The 22,146-nt window shown below is 51.9% G+C and carries 24 protein-coding genes; 16 read left to right on the forward strand and 8 right to left on the reverse strand.

Annotated elements, in window-relative coordinates:
- From rlpA to lipA, 5 genes are all read left to right on the forward strand, one after another.
- Complete coding sequence (rlpA, locus tag FDW97_RS10895) at positions 1 to 1,095, forward strand: endolytic peptidoglycan transglycosylase RlpA (protein ID WP_137351036.1); 1,095 nt, start codon at positions 1 to 3, stop codon at positions 1,093 to 1,095.
- A 142-nt stretch (positions 1,096 to 1,237) separates the two neighbouring features.
- Positions 1,238 to 2,449 carry a D-alanyl-D-alanine carboxypeptidase DacA gene (dacA, locus tag FDW97_RS10900; RefSeq protein ID WP_137351037.1) on the forward strand — a complete coding sequence of 404 codons (1,212 nt, stop codon included), beginning with the start codon at positions 1,238 to 1,240 and terminating at the stop codon, positions 2,447 to 2,449.
- A gap of 106 nt (positions 2,450 to 2,555) precedes the next feature.
- The gene (ybeD, locus tag FDW97_RS10905; protein WP_003022706.1) at positions 2,556 to 2,819 is read left to right on the forward strand and encodes a DUF493 family protein YbeD; all 264 of its coding nucleotides are present in this window, start codon (positions 2,556 to 2,558) and stop codon (positions 2,817 to 2,819) included.
- 113 nt (positions 2,820 to 2,932) lie between these two features.
- Positions 2,933 to 3,574: a lipoyl(octanoyl) transferase LipB gene (gene lipB / locus FDW97_RS10910; RefSeq protein ID WP_038638740.1), complete on the forward strand. Its 642-nt coding sequence runs from the start codon at positions 2,933 to 2,935 to the stop codon at positions 3,572 to 3,574.
- Between the two features lie 206 nt (positions 3,575 to 3,780).
- Positions 3,781 to 4,746 carry a lipoyl synthase gene (gene lipA, locus FDW97_RS10915; RefSeq protein WP_003022702.1) on the forward strand — a complete coding sequence of 322 codons (966 nt, stop codon included), beginning with the start codon at positions 3,781 to 3,783 and terminating at the stop codon, positions 4,744 to 4,746.
- Positions 4,747 to 4,843: 97 nt separating this feature from the next.
- On the opposite strand, the gene tatE is transcribed toward lipA, so the two are convergent.
- A complete protein-coding gene (tatE, locus tag FDW97_RS10920) occupies positions 4,844 to 5,047 on the reverse strand; it encodes a twin-arginine translocase subunit TatE (RefSeq protein WP_038638735.1) in 204 nt (67 codons plus the stop codon).
- Positions 5,048 to 5,175: 128 nt separating this feature from the next.
- Positions 5,176 to 5,964, reverse strand: coding sequence for a deaminated glutathione amidase (locus tag FDW97_RS10925; RefSeq protein ID WP_137351038.1), 789 nt, complete (start codon positions 5,962 to 5,964; stop codon positions 5,176 to 5,178).
- A 90-nt stretch (positions 5,965 to 6,054) separates the two neighbouring features.
- Here FDW97_RS10925 and crcB point away from each other — a divergent pair, with 90 nt between their 5' ends.
- Positions 6,055 to 6,438, forward strand: coding sequence for a fluoride efflux transporter CrcB (gene crcB / locus FDW97_RS10930; protein ID WP_137351039.1), 384 nt, complete (start codon positions 6,055 to 6,057; stop codon positions 6,436 to 6,438).
- A gap of 51 nt (positions 6,439 to 6,489) precedes the next feature.
- Here crcB and cspE read toward each other — a convergent pair whose 3' ends face one another.
- Together cspE and pagP are read right to left on the reverse strand one after the other, a co-directional pair.
- Positions 6,490 to 6,699 carry a transcription antiterminator/RNA stability regulator CspE gene (cspE, locus tag FDW97_RS10935; RefSeq protein ID WP_000034825.1) on the reverse strand — a complete coding sequence of 70 codons (210 nt, stop codon included), beginning with the start codon at positions 6,697 to 6,699 and terminating at the stop codon, positions 6,490 to 6,492.
- 188 nt (positions 6,700 to 6,887) lie between these two features.
- Positions 6,888 to 7,451 (reverse strand): lipid IV(A) palmitoyltransferase PagP, encoded by a 564-nt coding sequence (gene pagP, locus FDW97_RS10940; protein ID WP_038638726.1) that lies wholly within the window; start codon positions 7,449 to 7,451, stop codon positions 6,888 to 6,890.
- 450 nt (positions 7,452 to 7,901) lie between these two features.
- On the opposite strand from pagP, the gene dcuC reads away from it, so the two are divergent.
- The gene (gene dcuC, locus FDW97_RS10945) at positions 7,902 to 9,284 is read left to right on the forward strand and encodes an anaerobic C4-dicarboxylate transporter DcuC (protein WP_137351040.1); all 1,383 of its coding nucleotides are present in this window, start codon (positions 7,902 to 7,904) and stop codon (positions 9,282 to 9,284) included.
- A 149-nt stretch (positions 9,285 to 9,433) separates the two neighbouring features.
- Here the strand turns inward: dcuC and dpiA are convergent, their stop codons facing one another.
- Both dpiA and dpiB read right to left on the reverse strand, forming a co-directional pair.
- Positions 9,434 to 10,114, reverse strand: a complete 681-nt coding sequence (gene dpiA, locus FDW97_RS10950; RefSeq protein ID WP_003831279.1) for a two-component response regulator DpiA — start codon at positions 10,112 to 10,114, stop codon at positions 9,434 to 9,436.
- On the reverse strand, positions 10,083 to 11,744 hold the full coding sequence (dpiB, locus tag FDW97_RS10955; RefSeq protein WP_038638721.1) for a sensor histidine kinase DpiB: 1,662 nt from the start codon (positions 11,742 to 11,744) through the stop codon (positions 10,083 to 10,085). Before dpiB ends, dpiA begins: the two co-directional genes overlap by 32 nt.
- A 388-nt stretch (positions 11,745 to 12,132) precedes the next feature.
- Here dpiB and citC point away from each other — a divergent pair, with 388 nt between their 5' ends.
- From citC to rna, 8 genes are all read left to right on the forward strand, one after another.
- Entirely contained in the window at positions 12,133 to 13,209 is a 1,077-nt protein-coding gene (citC, locus tag FDW97_RS10960; protein ID WP_038638718.1) for a [citrate (pro-3S)-lyase] ligase, read from the forward strand.
- Complete coding sequence (citD, locus tag FDW97_RS10965) at positions 13,206 to 13,502, forward strand: citrate lyase acyl carrier protein (RefSeq protein WP_003831276.1); 297 nt, start codon at positions 13,206 to 13,208, stop codon at positions 13,500 to 13,502. The genes citC and citD overlap by 4 nt, the downstream gene beginning before the upstream one ends.
- A complete protein-coding gene (locus FDW97_RS10970) occupies positions 13,499 to 14,407 on the forward strand; it encodes an aldolase/citrate lyase family protein (protein ID WP_137351146.1) in 909 nt (302 codons plus the stop codon). Before citD ends, FDW97_RS10970 begins: the two co-directional genes overlap by 4 nt.
- Before the next feature lie 9 nt (positions 14,408 to 14,416).
- Positions 14,417 to 15,949: a citrate lyase subunit alpha gene (gene citF / locus FDW97_RS10975; RefSeq protein ID WP_038638713.1), complete on the forward strand. Its 1,533-nt coding sequence runs from the start codon at positions 14,417 to 14,419 to the stop codon at positions 15,947 to 15,949.
- Positions 15,950 to 15,952: 3 nt separating this feature from the next.
- Positions 15,953 to 16,507 (forward strand): citrate lyase holo-[acyl-carrier protein] synthase, encoded by a 555-nt coding sequence (gene citX, locus FDW97_RS10980; protein ID WP_137351041.1) that lies wholly within the window; start codon positions 15,953 to 15,955, stop codon positions 16,505 to 16,507.
- Positions 16,476 to 17,381, forward strand: a complete 906-nt coding sequence (gene citG, locus FDW97_RS10985) for a triphosphoribosyl-dephospho-CoA synthase CitG (protein ID WP_069323151.1) — start codon at positions 16,476 to 16,478, stop codon at positions 17,379 to 17,381. The genes citX and citG overlap by 32 nt, the downstream gene beginning before the upstream one ends.
- Before the next feature lie 25 nt (positions 17,382 to 17,406).
- Positions 17,407 to 18,870 carry a citrate/succinate antiporter CitT gene (gene citT, locus FDW97_RS10990; RefSeq protein ID WP_038638704.1) on the forward strand — a complete coding sequence of 488 codons (1,464 nt, stop codon included), beginning with the start codon at positions 17,407 to 17,409 and terminating at the stop codon, positions 18,868 to 18,870.
- A gap of 111 nt (positions 18,871 to 18,981) precedes the next feature.
- Complete coding sequence (rna, locus tag FDW97_RS10995) at positions 18,982 to 19,788, forward strand: ribonuclease I (RefSeq protein ID WP_137351042.1); 807 nt, start codon at positions 18,982 to 18,984, stop codon at positions 19,786 to 19,788.
- A 41-nt stretch (positions 19,789 to 19,829) separates the two neighbouring features.
- Here the strand turns inward: rna and FDW97_RS11000 are convergent, their stop codons facing one another.
- Complete coding sequence (locus FDW97_RS11000; RefSeq protein ID WP_087857129.1) at positions 19,830 to 20,453, reverse strand: flavin reductase family protein; 624 nt, start codon at positions 20,451 to 20,453, stop codon at positions 19,830 to 19,832.
- A gap of 96 nt (positions 20,454 to 20,549) precedes the next feature.
- Positions 20,550 to 21,380, reverse strand: coding sequence for an alpha/beta fold hydrolase (locus FDW97_RS11005; RefSeq protein WP_137351043.1), 831 nt, complete (start codon positions 21,378 to 21,380; stop codon positions 20,550 to 20,552).
- A 276-nt stretch (positions 21,381 to 21,656) separates the two neighbouring features.
- Between FDW97_RS11005 and rnk the strand changes: the two genes are divergently transcribed.
- Positions 21,657 to 22,067: a nucleoside diphosphate kinase regulator gene (gene rnk / locus FDW97_RS11010; RefSeq protein ID WP_005120853.1), complete on the forward strand. Its 411-nt coding sequence runs from the start codon at positions 21,657 to 21,659 to the stop codon at positions 22,065 to 22,067.
- Positions 22,068 to 22,146 lie beyond the last annotated feature (79 nt).

The following is a 22,146-nucleotide window of genomic DNA, read 5'->3' on the forward strand; positions in this document are numbered from 1 at the left end:
ATGCGTAAGCAGTGGCTTGGTATCTGCATCGCAGCAGGAATGCTCGCGGCGTGTTCGAATGATGATGGTCAGCAACAGGTTGCTGTCGCGCCGCAGCCTGCGGTGTGTAATGGTCCGATTGTTGAAATCAGCGGGGCCGATCCGCGCTTTGAACCCCTGAACCCAACGGCGAATCAGGACTATCAGCGTGATGGTAAGAGCTACAAAATAGTCCAGGATCCCTCCCGCTTTAGCCAGGCCGGGCTTGCCGCTATTTATGATGCGGAGCCTGGAAGCAATTTAACCGCGTCTGGTGAAGCGTTTGACCCAATGCAGTTGACCGCTGCGCACCCGACGCTGCCGATCCCAAGCTATGCCAGAATCACCAACCTGGCAAACGGCAGGATGATCGTCGTACGCATTAACGATCGCGGCCCTTATGGCAACGATCGCGTCATTTCACTTTCACGTGCCGCCGCCGACCGTCTGAACACGTCTAACAACACCAAAGTGCGTATCGACCCTATTATCGTCGCGCAGGATGGTTCATTATCCGGCCCGGGAATGGCCTGCACGACTGTGGCGAAACAAACCTATGCCCTGCCGGCTCGTCCTGATTTAAGCGGTGGCGGCGCGATGTCTTCCGCACCGGATGCGGGTCAATCGCAAAACGATATCCGCCCTATCAGTAATTCCACGCTGAAAAGCGAGGATACCAGCGGTGCGCCGGTCAACAGCAGTGGTTTCCTCGGCGCACCGACAACGCTTGCTGCCGGTGTACTTGAAGGCAGCGAACCCACGCCTGCGCCACAGCCTGTAACCGCCGCTCCCGCAGCGTCAACTGCCACGGTAACCGCGCCAGCGACCGTTGCCGCGCCAGCTGCTGCGACCAACGGACGCTATGTCGTTCAGGTCGGTGCCGTTAGCGATCAAACCCGTGCGCAGCAGTATCAAAAGCGCTTAAGCCAGCAGTTTGGCGTCCCTGGACGGGTAGTGCAAAACGGCGCGGTATGGCGTATTCAGATGGGGCCATTCGCCAGTAAAACTGAAGCCTCCTCATTGCAGCAGCGTCTTCAATCCGAGGCGCAATTACAGTCCTTCATCACCGGCATGTAATAACGTAAACCGGGTATCTGAATTGTCAATTTCCGTAAATGACATTAACAAAGTCACGCGGAAAGTCAGATGCCTGCCCGTTATGCATTTGCTATAGTAGGGCACTTTTTTTAATTTCATCACGGACGTCGTAGTTCAGACCATGAAGACCACTTTTTCCGCTCGTTTCGTGCAGCGTATGGCGCTCACCGCGGCTCTCTGCGCAGCTACTCTTTCTGCTGCCTATGCCGATGACCTGAATATTAAAACCATGATCCCCGGCGTTCCGCAGATCGATGCGGAGTCGTATATCCTGATTGATTACAACTCAGGTAAAGTTCTGGCAGAACAGAATGCTGACACTCGCCGCGACCCCGCCAGCCTGACCAAGATGATGACCAGCTACGTCATCGGCCAGGCGATGAAAGCCGGGAAGTTCAAAGAAACCGATCTGGTCACCGTTGGCAATGACGCATGGGCTACGGGTAACCCGGTCTTTAAAGGTTCATCGCTGATGTTCCTCAAGCCAGGCATGCAGGTTCCTGTCTCTCAGTTGATCCGTGGTATTAACCTGCAGTCCGGGAACGACGCATGTGTGGCGATGGCTGACTTCGCTGCCGGCAGCCAGGATGCTTTCGTCGGCCTGATGAACAGCTATGTGAACGCGCTGGGTCTGAAAAACACCCACTTCCAGACCGTTCATGGTCTTGATGCTGACGGTCAGTACAGTTCAGCCCGCGATATGGCGATGATTGGTCAGGCGCTGATTCGCGATGTACCTAATGAATACTCTATCTATAAAGAAAAAGAGTTCACCTTTAACGGCATTCGTCAGTTAAACCGTAACGGTCTGCTGTGGGATAACAGCCTGAATGTCGACGGTATCAAAACCGGTCACACCGATAAAGCTGGCTATAACCTTGTTGCATCCGCAACCGAAGGCCAGATGCGTCTGATCTCCGCCGTAATGGGTGGCCGCACCTATAAAGGTCGCGAAACCGAAAGCAAAAAACTGCTGACCTGGGGCTTCCGTTTCTTCGAAACCGTCAACCCGCTGAAAGTGGGTAAAGAATTTGCCTCAGAACCCGCCTGGTTTGGTAACACCGATCGCGCATCGTTAGGTGTCGATAAGGATGTCTACCTGACTATTCCGCGCGGTCGTATGAAAGATCTGAAAGCAAGTTATGTGCTGAACACCACTGAACTGCACGCGCCGCTGCAGAAAAACCAGGTTGTCGGTACCATCAACTTCCAGCTTGATGGCAAAACCATCGAGCAGCGCCCGCTGGTCGTGCTGCAGGAAATCCCGGAAGGCAACTTCTTTGGGAAAATCATTGATTACATTAAATTAATGTTCCATCACTGGTTTGGCTAAAAATCGAACACTTGAAAGTGCGATTTACGTCCCCATATACTAGGTATCCAGATAACTCCCACGCGCTGTGGGAGTTATTATTTTTTGATGTAACGCCGGAGCTGACATGAAAACCAAACTTAACGAACTGCTTGAATTCCCTACTCCATTTACTTACAAAGTAATGGGGCAGGCGTTGCCTGAGCTGGTTGATCAGGTGGTTGAAGTGGTACAGCGCCATGCGCCAGGTGATTACTCTCCGACGGTAAAACCGAGCAGCAAAGGCAACTACCACTCGGTCTCTATCACCATCACGGCTACACACATTGAGCAGGTTGAAACACTGTACGAAGAATTAGGCAATATTGATATCGTACGCATGGTGCTGTAAAAACCTGTCGGTTACCCGCTGCATCCCCGCTCGGGTAACCCCTTCCTCCTGTGATATACTTTTCCCCTCTTTAACATTCTCTACTCTGTGTGAGTATCTACGGAGATGCCGTTTTGTATCAGGATAAAATTCTGGTCCGCCAGCTCGGTCTTCAACCTTACGAGCCAGTCTCTCTGGCCATGCACGAATTTACCGATACCCGCGATGAAAACAGTCATGATGAAATCTGGCTGGTAGAGCATTATCCTGTCTTTACCCAGGGTCAGGCCGGTAAAGCCGAGCATGTACTGATGCCGGGAGATATTCCGGTGATTCAGAGCGATCGCGGCGGTCAGGTGACCTACCACGGACCAGGTCAACAGGTCATGTATGTGCTGTTGAACCTGAAACGCCGCAAACTGGGCGTTCGCGAACTGGTTACGCTGCTGGAGCAAACTGTCGTCAATACCCTTGCGGAAATTGGCATCGACGCCCACCCGCGAGCCGATGCGCCAGGCGTTTATGTCGGTGAGAAGAAAATCTGCTCATTAGGGTTACGTATTCGTAAGGGATGTTCATTTCACGGCTTAGCGCTTAACGTGGATATGGACCTGTCGCCTTTCCTGCGCATCAACCCTTGCGGTTATGCCGGAATGGAGATGGCAAAAGTATCGCAATGGGATAGCGCTGCCACGACTGAGAGCATTCGCCCACGCCTGCTGGCCAACATTCTGGCGCTGTTGGGTAACCCACCGCACGAGTACGTTGTGGACTAAAAAGGCTGTCATACTTTGCCACGGCATATGTTGTGGCAAATGGCACAAAACAACAACTATTTTACATTTTGCCAGCCTGTCAGGCTGCTTTCTGGCCCGTTTCAATGATATACTGCGTATCACTAATTCAAAAATAGTTGATAAATGCAACATTCCCTTGAATTGAAACGCTTTCCTTCGTAATTCGCAACTGGAACACGCAAGCTATGAGTAAACCCATTGTGATGGAACGCGGTGTTAAATACCGCGATGCCGATAAGATGGCTCTTATCCCGGTTAAAAATGTGGCAACAGAGCGTGAAGCCCTGCTGCGTAAACCGGAATGGATGAAAATAAAACTGCCAGCGGACTCCACCCGCATCCAGGGCATCAAAGCGGCAATGCGCAAAAACGGCCTGCACTCTGTCTGCGAAGAAGCTTCCTGCCCTAACCTGGCTGAATGTTTCAATCACGGAACCGCAACCTTTATGATCCTCGGCGCAATCTGTACTCGCCGTTGCCCATTCTGTGACGTTGCCCATGGTCGTCCGGTTGCGCCTGATGCTAACGAGCCGTTGAAACTGGCTCAGACCATTGCGGACATGGCGCTGCGCTATGTCGTCATTACCTCCGTTGACCGTGACGATCTGCGTGACGGCGGTGCTCAGCACTTTGCTGACTGCATCACCGCTATCCGCGAGAAAAGCCCATCGATTAAAATCGAAACGCTGGTGCCTGACTTCCGTGGTCGTATGGATCGCGCGTTGGATATCCTCACGGCCACGCCGCCGGACGTATTTAACCACAACCTCGAAAACGTACCGCGTATTTACCGTAACGTACGTCCGGGAGCTGACTACAACTGGTCGCTGAAGCTTCTGGAGCGTTTCAAGGAAGCGCACCCGGAGATCCCGACTAAATCGGGTCTGATGGTAGGTCTGGGTGAAACCAATGCCGAAATTATTGAAGTCATGCGCGATCTGCGCAGTCATGGCGTGACCATGCTAACGCTGGGGCAGTATTTGCAGCCGAGCCGCCATCACCTGCCGGTGCAACGCTATGTCAGCCCGGATGAGTTCGACGAGATGAAAGCCGAAGCCATGGCGATGGGCTTTACCCATGCAGCCTGCGGCCCGTTTGTTCGTTCTTCATACCACGCTGATATGCAGGCCAAAGGGCTGGAAGTGAAGTAATCGTGTAATACTCACTTACATATCAGCAATAAAAAAACCGGCAATTTGCCGGTTTTTTTCATACAGAGCACACAGTATGAGCATCATGCTCCTGATATTACTCTTTATGAGAGAGCTTTTCCGCCTGAACGCTACCATCAGCCTCTTTCCTGGCATCGGTATTATCGTCGTTCATCGCTTTCTTAAAGCCCTTAATTGCCGTTCCCAGGTCTCCACCCAGTGTACGTAACTTCTTGGTACCAAACAGCAGAACGACCAGTGCGGCAACCACCAGCAGTTTGGTAATACTAATCTCACCCATAGATACCTTCTTAACTTAAACCAGGCTACATAATGCGCCATATTAACCTGAGAATATTAACGGCCTTTCGACGCGCGCACACAATAGCAATCTGTAACAAGGTGAATCAAGTCTTGTTTAAAAAAACGTCATAATAATTGCGGTGGCGCAAAGCGTCGGTTAATTAACACCGGAAGTTGCGCCCTGACCTGCTTTACCCGCTCTGCTGAAACCTCGGTCATAATCAGCGCCGGCGTTTCTGCCGCTGCGGCAATGGTCACCCCAAAGGGATCGATGACCCGGCTTTGCCCAATGTTCTTATTACCACATTCTCCAGCGGCAATAACATAGCAAGTGGCATCAAGAGCCCTTGCCGCCAACAATGTTGCCCAGTGATGCTCTTTTAGCGCTCCCCGCACCCAGGCGGCAGGTAAAGCGAGAATGTCGGCCCCCTGCAGAGCGTGCGCTAACGCCAGCTCAGGGAAACGCAGGTCATAGCAGGTCATCAACCCTACCTTTAATCCGTCTACGTCCAGCAGCGGCGCTATGGCGTCTCCTGCATCGACATTCCGCGACTCCTGAATCGCAAACGCGTCGTAAAGATGCAATTTTGCATAATGGGCAACAACCCGACCTCCCCGCAACGCCACCAGCATATTAAAAGCCCGACCTGGCACAGAAGGAACATGAATCGTCAGAATTGTCGTCATCTCATTTTGCGCGCTTTCTCGGAGTAAACGCGTCAGGAACCCACCCTCCAGCAATTGCGCTGACTTCACTGACAGGTCAGGGTCAATATCGTTACGGGCCAGCAACGCCTCCGGTAGTACCAACAACGATACTCCCTCTCCTGCGGCCTGAGACATTAATGAAGCGCAGGTTTCTGCATTCTTTTCCCACGAAGGACCCACGGCAAACTGCCCTGCTGCAACGAACATATTCCCTCCAGAAAAGTTTGTCAGGCTCGCCAACAGTGATTATTCAGCGTTACACTCATCCTATATACAATCAAATAGCAGGATTTAGCAGTGTTACAACTTCTTTTAGCGGTTTTTATCGGTGGTGGTACAGGTAGCGTAGCAAGATGGATGTTGAGCATGCGCTTCAACCCACTGCATCAGGCTATCCCATTCGGTACGCTGGCGGCAAACTTACTTGGCGCGTTTATCATTGGTATGGGTCTGGCGTGGTTTAATCGCATGACAAACATCGATCCAATGTGGAAAGTACTGATTACTACCGGCTTTTGCGGCGGGTTGACAACGTTCTCCACCTTCTCGGCAGAGGTCGTGTTTTTACTTCAGGAAGGACGCGTTGGCTGGGCTATGGTGAATGTGCTGGTTAATCTGCTGGGGTCATTTGCGATGACCGCCCTGGCATTCTGGCTGGTTTCTGCCTCTCCCGCACATTAGAGCGAAAAAAACCCGCAATTAAGCGGGTTTTGAATGCTTGCTGTCGTATGCTTACAGAGCGATTACGTTTGCAGCAGAAGGGCCTTTGGCACCGTTAGTGATTTCGAACTCTACGCGCTGACCTTCAGCCAGAGTTTTAAAACCATTGGTCTGGATTGCAGAGAAGTGTACGAACACGTCTTTGCTGCCATCTTCCGGAGTAATGAAACCGAATCCTTTGGACTCATTAAACCACTTAACGTTACCTTTAATCTTAGACATCAAAATTACCTTTACATGAAAAATAGACACAAATGCTGTGTCGGGTATCAGTACAACAATTGTGATGCGCTTTGTCCAGTCGAACTTTATCAAAAAGTGATAAATGTCGCGTTATTTTTCAGTAACCGTTTCCATCCATATGTTTTTAATGGTTTTTTTAAAACCTGACTGACAATACAGGCAGTCCATCAAAACTGGAAGCGTAACCACGCAAAGTAGACGTTACCATTGTTATAGGTTCCTGGAATGTAGGTCATCTGAAACGTTGCCGGACCATAACCGATTGACGCCAGCGGTAACAGCACCGGTACGGGAATGTAGTTCCAGTTATCGCGTGCGGTAAAACCAGCGGTAAAGCCAAGGCCGGTATGGAAGTTTTCATCAGGCAGCGGTCGCCAGGTTTTCTCCCAGCCGTAGCCGCCAATCGGTTCCCATTTATTGTAGGAATCCTTAAAGGCCATAATATAAAGCCCGTGCCAGTTACCTTTATCATCCCAACGGGACTGGCCAAATCCGGCCCCCCATGGGCGTTCATTGTAGCGATCCGTTTTTTCTTTATCGTAGGCAAAACGGGCATGCCAGGTAATAGCCGGTACATACAGGTCATAATGCTCCGGCTGCTGCCAGGTTTCACTGACATTATCTTTAAACGTGGCAAACCAGCCTTTATCTTCAGCAGCCCCTTGGGGAATGAAAGCTAACTGAATAAAAAGAAATGAAAAAATGAGAAAATATCGTTTAGCGACAATCACAACTTAATTACCATCCTGGGAGTTATTAGCAATTGTAGCAAACTCAACCTTAATGTTAACTTAACAAAAATGCGCAGATAAAAAATCAGAATATTCTTCGGGCAATACTTATAAGATGATTCCCCCCTATTTGCTGGGCTTTATTACAGGAATAATTTTCTCTTGATTGCTAATAAATTGTTCTTTTCAAACGTGATGGACAAATAAAGAAACAATAATTTAACACTCTCATATCAAAACACACACAACAGCAATGCTGTTTCACAGTTTTTGCCGGGGATATTCTTTTTTAAACCACGATGTTGAAAAAATAGTCAGGCCATCGGTTGAATCCGTATTTTTATTGATTTCAATCAGCAATAGTTATCGGTTTATTAGGCACATTCTGTCACCACTTTTTACTTTTTTTAGTTTTTTTACTTTCCGGGCAGCAATGCGACAGGGGAAACAATGTTGACATTTATTGAACTCCTTATTGGGGTTGTGGTTATTGTGGGTGTAGCGCGCTACATCATCAAAGGTTATTCCGCCACCGGCGTACTGTTTGTTGGCGGTCTGGTTTTGCTGATTATCAGTGCGGTGATGGGACATAAAGTTCTGCCTTCCAGCGCAGCAACGACGGGCTATACTGCTACAGACATTGTTGAATACATTAAAATTTTGCTGATGAGCCGCGGTGGCGATCTCGGCATGATGATTATGATGCTGTGCGGTTTTGCCGCCTACATGACGCATATTGGCGCGAACGATATGGTCGTTAAGCTGGCCTCCAAACCGCTGCAATATATCAACTCACCTTATCTGTTGATGATTGCCGCCTATTTTGTCGCCTGTCTGATGTCGCTGGCAGTCTCGTCAGCTACCGGCCTGGGCGTATTGCTGATGGCAACGCTTTTCCCGGTTATGGTTAACGTTGGGATCAGCCGTGGCGCCGCGGCGGCCATATGCGCTTCCCCTGCCGCAATCATTCTTTCACCGACATCCGGTGATGTGGTGCTGGCGGCAAAAGCCGCAGAAATGCCGTTGATTGATTTCGCGTTTAAAACCACGCTGCCAATTTCCATTGCCGCCATCATTGCTATGGCGATCGCACACTTTTTCTGGCAGCGCTATCTGGATAAAAAAGAGAACATTTCTCACGAAATGTTAGACGTAGCAGAAATCACCACTACCGCGCCGTCGTTTTACGCCATCCTGCCGTTTACACCGATCGTAGGCGTTCTGATTTTTGATGGTAAATGGGGTCCGCAGCTGCACATTATTACTATCCTGGTACTATGCATGCTCATCGCCGCTGTTCTGGAATTTGTTCGCGGATTCAATACTCAGAAGGTGTTTTCAGGCCTGGAGGTCGCTTACCGGGGCATGGCGGACGCCTTTGCTAACGTAGTGATGCTGCTCGTCGCTGCGGGTATTTTTGCCCAGGGCTTGAGTACCATCGGCTTTATTCAAAGCCTGATTTCTATCGCCACCTCGTTTGGCTCAGCGAGTATTATTCTGATGCTGGTACTGGTGATCCTGACCATGCTGGCGGCAATGACCACGGGTTCCGGTAACGCGCCGTTCTATGCTTTCGTTGAGATGATCCCGAAACTGGCACACTCTTCCGGCATTAACCCGGCTTACCTCGCTATCCCGATGCTTCAGGCCTCCAACCTCGGGCGTACCATTTCCCCAGTCTCCGGCGTCGTTGTGGCTGTGGCTGGGATGGCGAAGATTTCTCCGTTCGAAGTTGTGAAACGTACCTCGGTTCCGGTGCTGGTCGGACTGCTGGTGGTGATTATCGCCACCGAAGTGATGGTACCGGCAATGTCTGCCCTGATTGGCGGTTAACGATACCTGTCAATACCTGACCTTAATACACAAAATCATTTATGCTGCATCGCGGCGGCAAGTAAAGAAATCCCCAGGAGCATAGATAACTATGTGACTGGGGTTTCTGCACGCAGCCAACAAAGAGGCAGCTTAAAGGATGACGTGTATTAGCCGCCGTGATAAATACGCTGCGGCCTGCCTACCTTCCCGTGAATAATCTCCGCGATAATCAAATGGCGGCTGGCGCAGTACTCCAGATAGCGTCTGGAGGTCGTACGACTGATGGTGAGCGCCTGAGCGATCGTTTCCGCAGTATGATGTACCGTCGGATCGGCAAATAGCTTCAGCACCGCATTCAGCGTTAACGCATCAATCCCGGTCGGCAAATCGCCTTTCGGCTCGCCGCGCGCATAGGCGTTAAACATTTCATCAATCTGCTTTTGACTGGCGCTGTCATTGCCTGCCAGCATACGTCTGCGCTGTTGATACCGCGTCAGCGTCTGCCCCAACCGCTCGTAAGCGATAGGTTTGACCAGATAATCAAACGCGCCGCTGCGCACGGCCTCGGAGACCGTTTCCATATCGCTGGCCGCCGTGGTAAAGACCACACCGCCCGGATAACGCGCTTGGGTCAGCTCATGCAACAAAGTAATACCCTTACCGTCCGGCAAGTAGTTATCAAGAAGAATCAAACCGGGCTTAAAACGCTCAATCATCATTCTTGCCTGCGCAAGATTACCCGCCAGCCATATCTGGCTGAAGCCGGGTATATGGCGGATATATTCAGCATGCATTTCCGCCAGTAGCGTTTCATCCTCAACGATCAGTAGCGTTAATGGTTCCGTCATTATTTTTTTTCACTTTCGGAAGAAATAAAGAAAATAAGGTGCCGCAAGGGGAGTTATCTTCGAGCGTAATCACCCCGTTACAGCGCCTCACATAACTTGCAATCAGATACAAACCGATGCCATGTTCGCCTGGTTCATCGGTACGGGTGCTTACACCCTGTTCAAATATTTTTTCACGCAATGCTTCCGGTACACCGCATCCCTGATCGGCAACTTCGATGACCACATCATCCCCTTCGTCGCTCAAATAAAGTTCGACGACTTTGTTGCCTTGCTGGGTGCGTAAACTCGCTTCAAATGCATTATCAAGCAGATTGCCAACAATTGCTGCAAACTCTGTGCTATCCAGCCCTTCAGGCAGTTGGCGCAGTTGGCTGCCAGGAACAATGGTCATCGTAAGACCCAGTTCCCGCGCACGTTGCACCTTACCAAATAACAGACCCGCCACCTGACGATCGGCAAAGGCGCCGCGCAGGCTGTCAATCAGTTGTTGCTGCGCCTGTGACTCGCCCTGAACCATAGCCAGCACCCGGTCATACTCTTTCATTTGCAGCAGGCCATTGATAGTCGACATCCAGTTCAGGTGCTCATGACGCAGCGTTCTCAGGCTCTCAACATACTGTTTGATTTGCGTTAATTGCGCATTAAGGGTAGCAATTTCATCTTTACTACGAAAACTGATAATGGCGCCGAGCAGTTCGTCACCGGAGCGAATCGCCTCACGGTTGGCGATAACGCTCAACCCATTAAAATTAACCATCGCATCCTGGCGTTGTTCCGCAATCTGCTGGGTGAAAAAGTCCGCTGGCTGAACGACTTCATTTACCGGTTTGCCCAGCCACTTTCTGCCCGGCGATGACAGCCCCAGCATTTTCCTCGCACTGCGGTTTATCGCAGTGATATATCCGTCAGGATCCACGGCAATCAACCCTTCATACACCGAGCTGAACAGCGCTTCCTGCTGACGCACCACCCGCGCGATTTGTTTAGGCTCCATCCCCAACATCTGCCGACGAATATGGGCAGCAAAAAACCAGGAGAGCAGCATAAGTACCAACAACAGCAGGATAAATACCCCAGCCATTGGCAGTAAGAAATCCGATCGCCAGCTATCAATTTTACTGATCAGATAGCCAATTGAGACCACGCCAATGATTTTGCCATCGTCATCAAAGATAGGGGTTTTGGCGCGCATTGCCATCCCAATAGATCCTTTGCCGGTAATAAAGTAGCTCTCACCTTTTTCCAGCGCGCCAGGCTTGGTGAACTGCATCGGGTAACCAATTTTTTCCGGGTTCGGATGATAAAGACGAATAGAGTGGGTATCTCCAATCACCACATAATCGAAATCAGTCCCGCTCTGTAGTTTGTCGGCAATAGTCGCCAGACGCTTGTAATCACGATGCTTCACCGCCGTGATGATGCTGTCATTAGAGGCGATGATTTTGGCCTGGTTCATTGCCATATCGCGGACATGTGTCGTCAGATAATCTTCAAAACTGGCGGTAAAGTATTGTGCTAACGCTGCGATAATAAGAACAGAAACGACCAGAATGAGCAGAAAAATGCGTAACGGAAACGCCAGACTGCGAAAAAAAGGAAACCGTGTTTTATTTTTCTGTTCTGCCATAAATTTTCCTCACCGACGTTACCGAAACTTATTTTCTATTGTAGTTGTAATAAAAATGTTTTATTTAAAAGTGACGATATAAAACAGGATCGTTGCAGATTCCCCACCTTAAATCAATTAAACAAATTAAAACCACGCGCTATTTCCGGGTTAAATTAATTAAAAAACTTAAAACCATAAAACACATTAAAACCTTCTAACTTATTGTGAAATAAATCAAAAATTACCTCCAAAATACTCCTTACGATGTATGCAGCAGGGAAAAAAAGAAATACTCCGTAATAAAAAACCATTCCCTTCAATTGCAAACAAAACGTTATCAGGTTGCTAATCAGAGCAACAAAAACAGAAACCCAGTAACAAATATAGCATCGGGGCTCTATTTACTATGTTCGGTAATAATATATTCACGCAAGTTAAACGCTCAGAAAATAAAAAGATGGCGGCTATCGCGCAATTTCTGAAAGAGAACGATCTGAGCGTTGATACCACCGTCGAAGTATTTATCACCGTCACCCGTGACGATCGCCTGATTGCCTGTGGCGGTATCGCCGGAAATATCATTAAGTGCGTCGCGATTTGTGAGTCCGTGCGCGGTGAAGGCCTGGCGCTGACGCTGGCGACAGAACTCATCAACCTCGCCTATGAGCGCCACTGTACGCACCTCTTCATCTATACCAAAACCGAGTACGAATCGCTGTTTAAACAGTGCGGCTTTTCCACACTCACCAGCGTGCCCGGCATTATGGTGTTGATGGAAAACAGCACCACGCGGCTGAAACGCTACGCCGAATCGCTGGCAAAACAGCGTCATGAAGGGAAAAAAATTGGCTGTATCGTCATGAACGCCAACCCCTTCACCAACGGTCATCGTTTTCTGATCCAACAGGCGGCCGCGCAATGTGATTGGCTGCATCTGTTTTTGGTGAAAGAAGATACCTCGCGTTTTCCGTATGAAGACCGACTGGATCTGGTACTTAAAGGGACAAAAGACATTCCGCGTTTAACCGTGCATCGCGGTTCGGAATACATCATTTCCCGCGCCACGTTCCCGTGCTACTTCATCAAAGAGCAGAGCGTTATTAACCACTGCTACACCGAAATAGACCTGAAAATCTTCCGCCAGTACCTGGCCCCGGCTCTCGGTGTTACGCACCGTTTCGTGGGTACCGAGCCGTATTGCACCGTCACCTCCCAGTACAACAACGATATGCGTTACTGGCTGGAGACCCCAACGCTTCCCGCCCCACCGATTGAACTGGTGGAAATTGAGCGGCTGTGCTTCCAGGAGATGCCGATTTCCGCCTCCTGGGTGCGCAAGCTGCTGGTTAAAAAAGATCTCACGGCTATCGCATCCCTGGTTCCTGACGCCACGCTGCGCTATCTGCAAAGCATGGTTGAACGAGCCTCATCGGGTGCGGCAGTCCGCCAAAATACCCCCGCATTAGCAACAGGTGAAAAATGAAAATAAACCAGGCAGCCGTCGCAGGCACACTCGAGTCCGGTGATGTGATGATTCGCATCGCCCCACTCGATTCGCAGGATATTGACCTGCAGGTTAACAGTAGCGTCGAAAAGCAGTTCGGTGATGCCATTCGGGCCACCATTCTGGACGTACTGTCCCGCTACAACGTACGCGGCGTGCAATTAAATGTTGATGATAAAGGCGCACTGGACTGCATTTTACGTGCGCGACTGGAAGCACTACTGGCCCGCGCTGGCGGTATTCCGGCACTGCCATGGGAGGATTGCCAGTGATTGCCGAATCTTTACAACAACGTAAAACCCGTACCCGCCGTAGCATGTTGTTCGTACCGGGCGCCAATGCCGCCATGGTCAGCAACTCGTTTATCTACCCGGCTGATGCGCTGATGTTCGACCTGGAAGACTCCGTCGCGCTGCGTGAAAAAGATACCGCCCGCCGCATGGTGTACCACGCGCTGCAACATCCGCTGTATCACGACGTAGAAACCATCGTGCGCGTAAACGCCCTCGACTCCGAATGGGGCATCAATGACCTCGAAGCCGTTGTGCGCGGCGGCGCCGACATCGTGCGTTTACCGAAAACCGATACCGCACAGGATGTCATCGACATCGAAAGCGAAATCCTGCGCATCGAAAACGCCTGTGGTCGCGAACCCGGCAGCACCGGTCTGTTAGCCGCTATCGAATCGCCGTTAGGCATTACCCGCGCGGTAGAAATCGCCCACGCTTCCGAGCGTCTGATTGGTATTGCACTGGGTGCTGAAGATTATGTGCGTAACCTGCGCACTGAACGTTCCCCGGAAGGCACTGAACTGCTGTTTGCCCGCTGCTCTATTTTGCAGGCTGCACGCTCTGCCGGTATTCAGGCATTCGATACCGTCTATTCCGATGCCAACAACGAAGCAGGTTTCCTGCACGAAGCCTCACACATCAAGCAACTGGGTTTTGACGGCAAGTCGCTGATCAACCCTCGCCAGATTGAACTTCTGCATAACCTCTATGCCCCGACGCGCAAAGAGCTGGCTCATGCCCGTCAGGTGGTGGAAGCCGCTGAAGCTGCCGCCCGCGAAGGTCGTGGCGTGGTTTCCCTGAACGGCAAGATGGTCGACAGCCCGGTTATCGAGCGCGCCCTTCTGGTTATCTCCCGTGCAGAACTTTCCGGCATTCGCGAAGAATAAGGCAAAAAAATGACGCAGAAAATCGAACAGTCTCAACGCCAGGATCGCGTGGCGACCTGGAGCCGTCATGCAGAAAGCGAGCTTTCCGCTTATCAGAGCACCGCAAAAGTAGAATTGCAGGCGCAAAAACCGCGCGACAAAAAGCTGTGCGCTAATCTGGAAGACGCCATTCGTCGTTCAGGTTTACAGGATGGTATGACTATCTCTTTCCACCACGCATTTCGCGGTGGCGATCTGACGATTAACCTGGTGATGGACGCCATCGCCAACATGGGCTTTAAAAATCTGACGCTGGCCTCAAGCTCCCTGAGCGACTGCCACGCGCCGCTGGTTGAGCACATCCGTCAGGGCGTGGTCAGCCGAATTTATACCTCCGGGCTGCGTGGCCCGCTGGCAGAAGAGATCTCTCGTGGTCTGCTGGCTGAGCCGGTGCAAATCCACTCCCACGGTGGTCGTGTACACCTGGTGCAAAGTGGCGAACTCAACATTGATGTCGCATTCCTCGGCGTACCGGCGTGCGACCAGTTTGGTAATGCTAACGGTTATACCGGCAAAGCATGCTGCGGCTCACTGGGCTATGCCCGCGTCGATGCCGAGAACGCCAGGCAGGTTGTTCTGCTGACAGAACAACTGCTGAGCTATCCGCACAACCCGGCCAGCATTACCCAGGATCAAGTGGATCTGATCGTGCAGATCGACCAGGTCGGCGATGCGGACAAAATTGGTGCTGACGCGACCCGTATGACCACCAATCCGCGTGAATTGTTGATCGCCCGCAGCGCGGCAGACGTCATTGCTAACTCCGGTTACTTCAATGAAGGTTTCTCATTGCAGACAGGAACCGGCGGCGCGTCTCTGGCCGTTACCCGTTTCCTGGAAGACAAAATGCGTAGCCGTGACATCCATGCCGATTTCGCGCTGGGCGGCATTACCGCCACCATCGTTGATCTGCATGAAAAAGGCTTAATCCGCAAACTGCTGGATGTACAAAGCTTCGACAGTACCGCCGCGAAATCTCTGGCCCGCAATCCAAACCACATTGAGATCAGCGCTAACCAGTACGCTAACTGGGGCTCGAAAGGCGCATCCGTTGACCGCCTGGACGTTGTGGTACTGAGCGCATTAGAAGTAGACACCAACTTCAACGTTAACGTACTGACCGGCTCCGACGGCGTACTGCGTGGCGCTTCCGGTGGTCACTGCGATACGGCTGTGGCCGCAGCGCTTTCTATCATCGTCGCACCGCTGGTTCGTGGACGCATCCCGACATTGGTAGATAACGTGCTGACCTGCGTAACCCCTGGTTCCAGCGTTGACATTCTGGTTACCGACCACGGTATCGCCGTCAACCCTGCTCGCCCTGAACTGGCGGAACGCCTGCAAGAAGCTGGCATGAAAGTGGTGTCGATTGAATGGCTGCGCGAACGTGCACAGCAGCTAACCGGTCAACCGCGCGCCATCGAATTTACCGATCGCGTAATTGCCGTTGTGCGCTACCGCGATGGTTCGGTAATTGACGTTGTGCATCAGGTGAAGGAATAAGCTATGCACCTGCTCCCTGAACACGCCACCTGCCACGCGGTTTCCATCCCTGAGCTGCTCGCCAGCCGAGATGAGAGACAAGCAAGGCAGCATGCCTGGCTCACGCATCATCACGCGCCACTGGTCTCGTTTACCGTGGTCGCGCCAGGTCCGATTAAAGACAGCGAATTAACCCGTCGCATCTTTAATCACGGCGTCACCGCCCTGCTCGCGCTGGCGGAAAAATCCGCCTGGATTGTCAGGGAGCAAACTGCGCTGGTCTCTGCCAGCGGACCGGAAGGCCTGCTGGCCATTGAGGCTCCGGCCCAGTACCTCAAGCTCGCCACTATCGGACTTGAGCATTCACATCCGCTGGGACGGTTATGGGACATCGACGTCCTGAACCCTGAAGGGGAAATTCTGTCCCGGCGTCATTTCGCGCTCCCTGCCCGCCGCTGTCTGCTATGCGAGCAAAGCGCTGCCGAATGCGCGCGGGGTAAAACTCACGCGCTTTCCGACTTACTCACTCAGATGGAGGCACTGCTGCATGATGCCGATTCCCGCAACATCAACTCATAACGCAGTTCTTCCTCTGGATCTGCCTGACGCTTACGCCACGCTGGCGTGGCGCGCCATGCTGACGGAAGTCAACCTGTCGCCTAAACCGGGTCTGGTGGATCGTATTAATAACGGCGCGCATAAAGACATGGCGCTGGAAGATTTTTATCGCAGTGCTGAAGCGATTCAGACATGGCTGCCGCGTTTTATCGAATACGGCGCATTTAGCGCACAGCAGTCGCCGGAAGATGTCCTGCCAGGACTACGTCCGCTGGGCATGGCCTGCGAAGCCGATATGTTTCGCGCTACTGCCGGAGTGAACACCCATAAAGGCAGCATCTTCTCGCTGGGATTACTGTGCGCCGCCATTGGCCGCCTGCTCCAGCTCCGCCTGAGCGTTACCGCTGAAACCCTTTGCTCTACGGCAGCAACATTTTGCCGTGGCCTGACCGAGCGCGAACTGCGCCAGAACAACCAACAACTCACGGCTGGCCAACGTCTTTATCAGCAACTGGGATTAACCGGCGCACGCGGCGAAGCCGAAGCAGGATATCCCCTCGTCATTCAGCATGCTCTGCCGCACTACCGTGCACTGCTGGCTGAGGGCCGCGATCCTGAACTGGCGTTACTCGATACGTTACTGCTGCTGATGTCTATCAACGGCGACACCAACGTGGCTTCCCGTGGTGGCGCAGAAGGTTTGCGCTGGTTACAGCAGCAGGCCTCCACGTTGTTACAACAAGGCGGAATTCGTACCCCTGCCGATCTCGAATACCTACGCCAGTTCGACCAACAGTGCATTGAACGCAACCTCAGTCCTGGAGGCTGCGCCGATCTGCTGATCGTCACATGGTTCTTAGCTCAGATTTCACAAGTTCATCATTATCACAATTAAAGATCCTTTCCGGAGAATCACACACATGTCTTTAGCAAAAGATAAAATTTGGAAGTTACTGGCCCCATTGGTAGTCATGGGTGTCATGTTTCTTATCCCCGTCCCTGATGGCATGCCCCCACAGGCATGGCACTATTTTGCCGTGTTCGTGGCCATGATTGTCGGGATGATTCTGGAGCCAATTCCGGCAACGGCAATCAGCTTTATCGCAGTGACGATCTGCGTTATCGGCAGTAACTATCTGCTGTTTGACGCATCCGAGCTGGCCGACCCGGCATTCAAAGCGGGTAAGCAAGCGCTGAAATGGGGTCTGGCGGGCTTCTCCAGCACCACCGTGTGGCTGGTGTTTGGCGCGTTTATTTTCGCACTGGGTTATGAAGTTACCGGCCTGGGTCGTCGTATCGCGCTGTTCATGGTGAAATTCATGGGTAAACGTACCCTGACGCTGGGCTATGCGATTGTTATTATCGACATCCTGCTGGCGCCGTTTACACCGTCCAACACCGCGCGTACCGGTGGTACCGTATTCCCGGTTATCAAAAACCTGCCGCCGCTGTTTAAATCATTCCCGAACGATCCTTCCGCGCGCCGTATCGGCGGATATCTGATGTGGATGATGGTCATCAGTACCAGCCTGAGCTCCTCTATGTTCGTGACCGGCGCGGCGCCGAACGTACTGGGTCTGGAATTCGTCAACAAAATTGCTGGCATTCAAATCAGTTGGCTGCAATGGTTCCTCAGCTTCCTGCCGGTCGGTATTATTTTGCTGATCGTTGCGCCGTGGCTGTCCTATGTTCTGTACAAACCAGAAGTCACTCACAGTGCTGAAGTTGCCGCATGGGCCGGTGAAGAACTGAAAACCATGGGTAAACTGACGCGTAAAGAGCTGACCCTGATCGGTCTGGTTCTGCTCAGCCTGGGTCTGTGGGTCTTCGGGGGTAAACTGATTGATGCCACCGCGGTGGGTCTGCTGGCGGTTTCCCTGATGCTGGCGCTACACGTTGTACCGTGGAAAGATATTACCCGCTATAACAGCGCATGGAACACACTGGTAAACCTCGCCACGCTGGTTGTTATGGCAAATGGTTTGACCCGTTCAGGCTTCATCGACTGGTTCGCTAACACCATGAGCACGCACCTGGAAGGCTTCTCACCTAACGCGACCGTGATCGTGCTGGTGCTGGTGTTCTACTTTGCTCACTACCTGTTCGCCAGCCTTTCCGCACACACCGCCACCATGCTGCCGGTTATCCTGGCGGTCGGTAAAGGTATCCCGGGCGTTCCAATGGAACATCTGTGTATCCTGCTGGTGCTGTCCATCGGTATCATGGGCTGCCTGACGCCGTATGCAACCGGCCCTGGCGTTATCATCTACGGTTGTGGTTATGTGAAGTCTAAAGACTACTGGCGTCTGGGAGCTATCTTCGGCGTTATCTACATCGCTATGCTTCTGCTGGTCGGCTGGCCGATTCTGGCAATGTGGAGCTAATCATTCCGGCTCACGCCTGATGAAAATGATGCCAGTCAGCTAAACCTGACTGGCATTTTTTTATGATTAAATAGATGATATTCAGAATTTATATAAGTATCCGAAATCATCATGACATCAACGTGGCGTTATTCTTCTTTACTGGCAGCGCTTCTGCTGCCAGTTTCTGCGGCTCAGGCCGATGAACTTCAGGCAAAACAGTACGCTGATTTTGACCGCTACGTGCTGGCCCTCTCCTGGCAAACCGGTTTCTGTCAAAGCCAACACGAGCGTAATCGTCAGGAACCCGACGAATGTCGTCTGCAAAAAGAGATAGCAGACAAAGCCGATTTCCTGACCGTTCACGGTTTATGGCCCAGCCTGCCAAAATCGATCGCCGCTCGCGGGGTAGACAACCGCCGCTGGATGCGTTTTGGCTGCGCAACACGCCCCATTCCTAACCTGCCTGAAGCGCGTGCCAGCCGTAAATGCGCAGCGCCTGAAACCGGCCTGTCACTGGAGAGCGCGGCGAAACTGAGCGCGGTGATGCCAGGCGCTGGCGGAACATCCTGCCTGGAACGCTACGAGTATGCCAAACACGGCGCCTGTTTTGGTTTTGATCCCGACGTGTACTTTGGCACGATGGTGCGGCTGAATAATGAATTCAAAAACAGCGAAGCGGGCAAGTTCCTCGCGGATAACTACGGCAAAACCGTCAGCCGCAACGCATTTGACGCCGCTATCGCCAAAAACTGGGGCAAAGAGAATGTCAAAGCCGTGAAGCTAAGCTGCCACGGCAATCCGGCTTATCTCACAGAGATCCAGCTATCCCTGAAAGCCGACACCATCAATCAACCGCTATCTGCGCAGTCATTCTTACCGCAGCCGCATCCGGGTAACTGCGGTAAACAGTTTATTATCGACAGGGCTGGATACTGAAAATCACGACCGACGCGCAAACCGGGCGTCGGTCTGCATGCTTAGCGTTGCAAACGGGCGTCCGGGCGAACCAGATCAAAACGGTGTGTTTCACTGATTGAATAGTACGCCGTGGGTCCACCCGCACGCAGTACCGGCTTCGCTTTCGCCGTCTGGTAGATGCCTTCTTCCAGTAGCGTTTCGTCTATATGGATGCCCACCACTTCTCCCAGCACCAGCCAGGTTTCTACAGGCGCGCCGTCAGCAGTGGTCAGTTGCAGAGTTTGCGATAAACGGCACTCAAAATTAACCGGGCTTTGCGCCACGCGCGGCACGCTGACAATCCGGCTGTCGGCTTTATTCAGCCCAGCGGCAAAAAACTCGTCCTCGCCGTGCGGCAAGCTGGCAGACGTTTCATTCATCGCGCCAGCCAGTTCAAGGGTGGTCAGGTTCCAGACAAACTCACCGGTTTCGACAATATTCCGCACGCTGTCTTTCCAGCCGCTGCTGGCAAAACCAATAATCGGCGGATGGTAGTTAAAGCAATTAAAGAAACTGTATGGCGCCAGGTTATGTCGCCCGTTACTGTCGCGCGACGCAATCCAGCCAATGGGGCGCGGTCCAATGATGGCATTTAGCGGGTCGTGCGGTAAGCCGTGTCCCTGTGATGGTTGATAGAAATACATAGCCTTCTCTGGTGTCATTAACGGTAGCGCAGCACGAATTATGCTTCGCTCATCTCCCTGGAAAAAGAAGATCAGCGTAGAACAATCCGTTAAAGATTACGACTGAATAAAGTTGAGCAGATCGCCATTGATCTGCTGTTTATGGGTGGTGCAAATACCGTGAGAACCACCGGCATATACCTTCAACTGCGCATCCGGCAATATTTCTGCCGCGACCTTGCCGCAGGTTTCAAACGGGACAATCTGATCGTCATCGCCGTGGATCACCAGCGTCGGGATGGTCATTTTTTCGAGATCGCCACGCAGGTCTGTTTCTGAAAACGCATGAATGCAGTCGTACAACGCTTTGATGGACCCTTGTAAGCCCTGTTCAACAAAACTTTCCCGGACGGCTTTCGACTCTTTTGCGCCCGGACGGTTATAACCATAGAATGCCGCGGTCAGTTCATAGAAAAAGGCGGCGCGATCGTTCACTACCCCTTCCCGGATGCCATCAAACACCTCTTTCGGCACGCCATTCGGGTTAAAGTCGGTCTTGATCATGATGGGCGTCACCGCGCCAATTAACACCACTTTTGCCACCCGCTGCGTCCCATGGCGGCCAATATAACGCGCCACTTCCCCACCGCCGGTAGAGTGCCCAACATGCACGGCATCTTTAAGATTGAGATGCGCGGTAAGTTCAGCCAGATCGTCAGCATACTGATCCATATTGTGGCCATCCCACGGTTGGGCCGAGCGGCCATGTCCTCGCCTGTCATGGGCGATCACACGAAATCCTTTCGACCCAAGAAACAGCATCTGATCCTCAAACGCATCTGCTGTCAGCGGCCAACCATGACTGAACACGATGGGCTGTCCACTTCCCCAGTCTTTAAAATGCAAATAGCTGCCGTCTTTTAAGGTAAGTTTGTCGTACTGGCTCATGAGATCTCCTGTAGCGGAACACTGAGTTGTATTGACGCACCCGCAACGAGCGCTTAAAAAGCATAATGCAAATTGGAGAACGATCACGTTTTTCGGCTAAAATCACACCATATGCGACAATATTGATGATTTACCTGAATGTGAACTAAATCACTTCAAACATGGGGTAAGTCTCAGTATCATCATACAAGCTAAACCCTTGCCGCCTGACGGTGAGGGTTTTCTTTTGGGATTATTTACCTGCGCACCCGCAGTATCGACGACATGGAGTAATAAATGTCCAGACCAACTATCATCATTAACGACCTCGATGCGGAACGCATTGACCGCCTGTTGGAGCAACCTGCGTTTGCTGGTTTACCCATTGCCGACGCCCTGAACGCCGAGCTGGATCGCGCGCAAATGTGTTCTCCAGAAACCATGCCGCACGATGTCGTGACCATGAACAGCCGCGTGAAATTCCGCAATCTGAGTGATGGCGAAGTCCGTGTGCGTACCCTGGTGTATCCGGCTAATATGACTGACAGCAGCACACAGCTTTCCGTCATGGCGCCTGTTGGCGCGGCACTGCTGGGCCTGCGCGTTGGCGACACCATTCACTGGGAACTGCCGGGCGGTACATCAACACACCTCGAAGTCATCGAGCTTGAGTACCAACCAGAAGCTGCGGGCGACTACCTGCGCTAACTCTGTCTTATCAAAGCTATTCGCTTTATCTTGCAGGGGATGCATCTGCATCCTCTTTCCGGTTACTCCTCATCTCCCC

It is taken from the genome of Citrobacter sp. wls708 (genome assembly GCF_005281255.1).
GTDB lineage: Bacteria > Pseudomonadota > Gammaproteobacteria > Enterobacterales > Enterobacteriaceae > Citrobacter > Citrobacter werkmanii.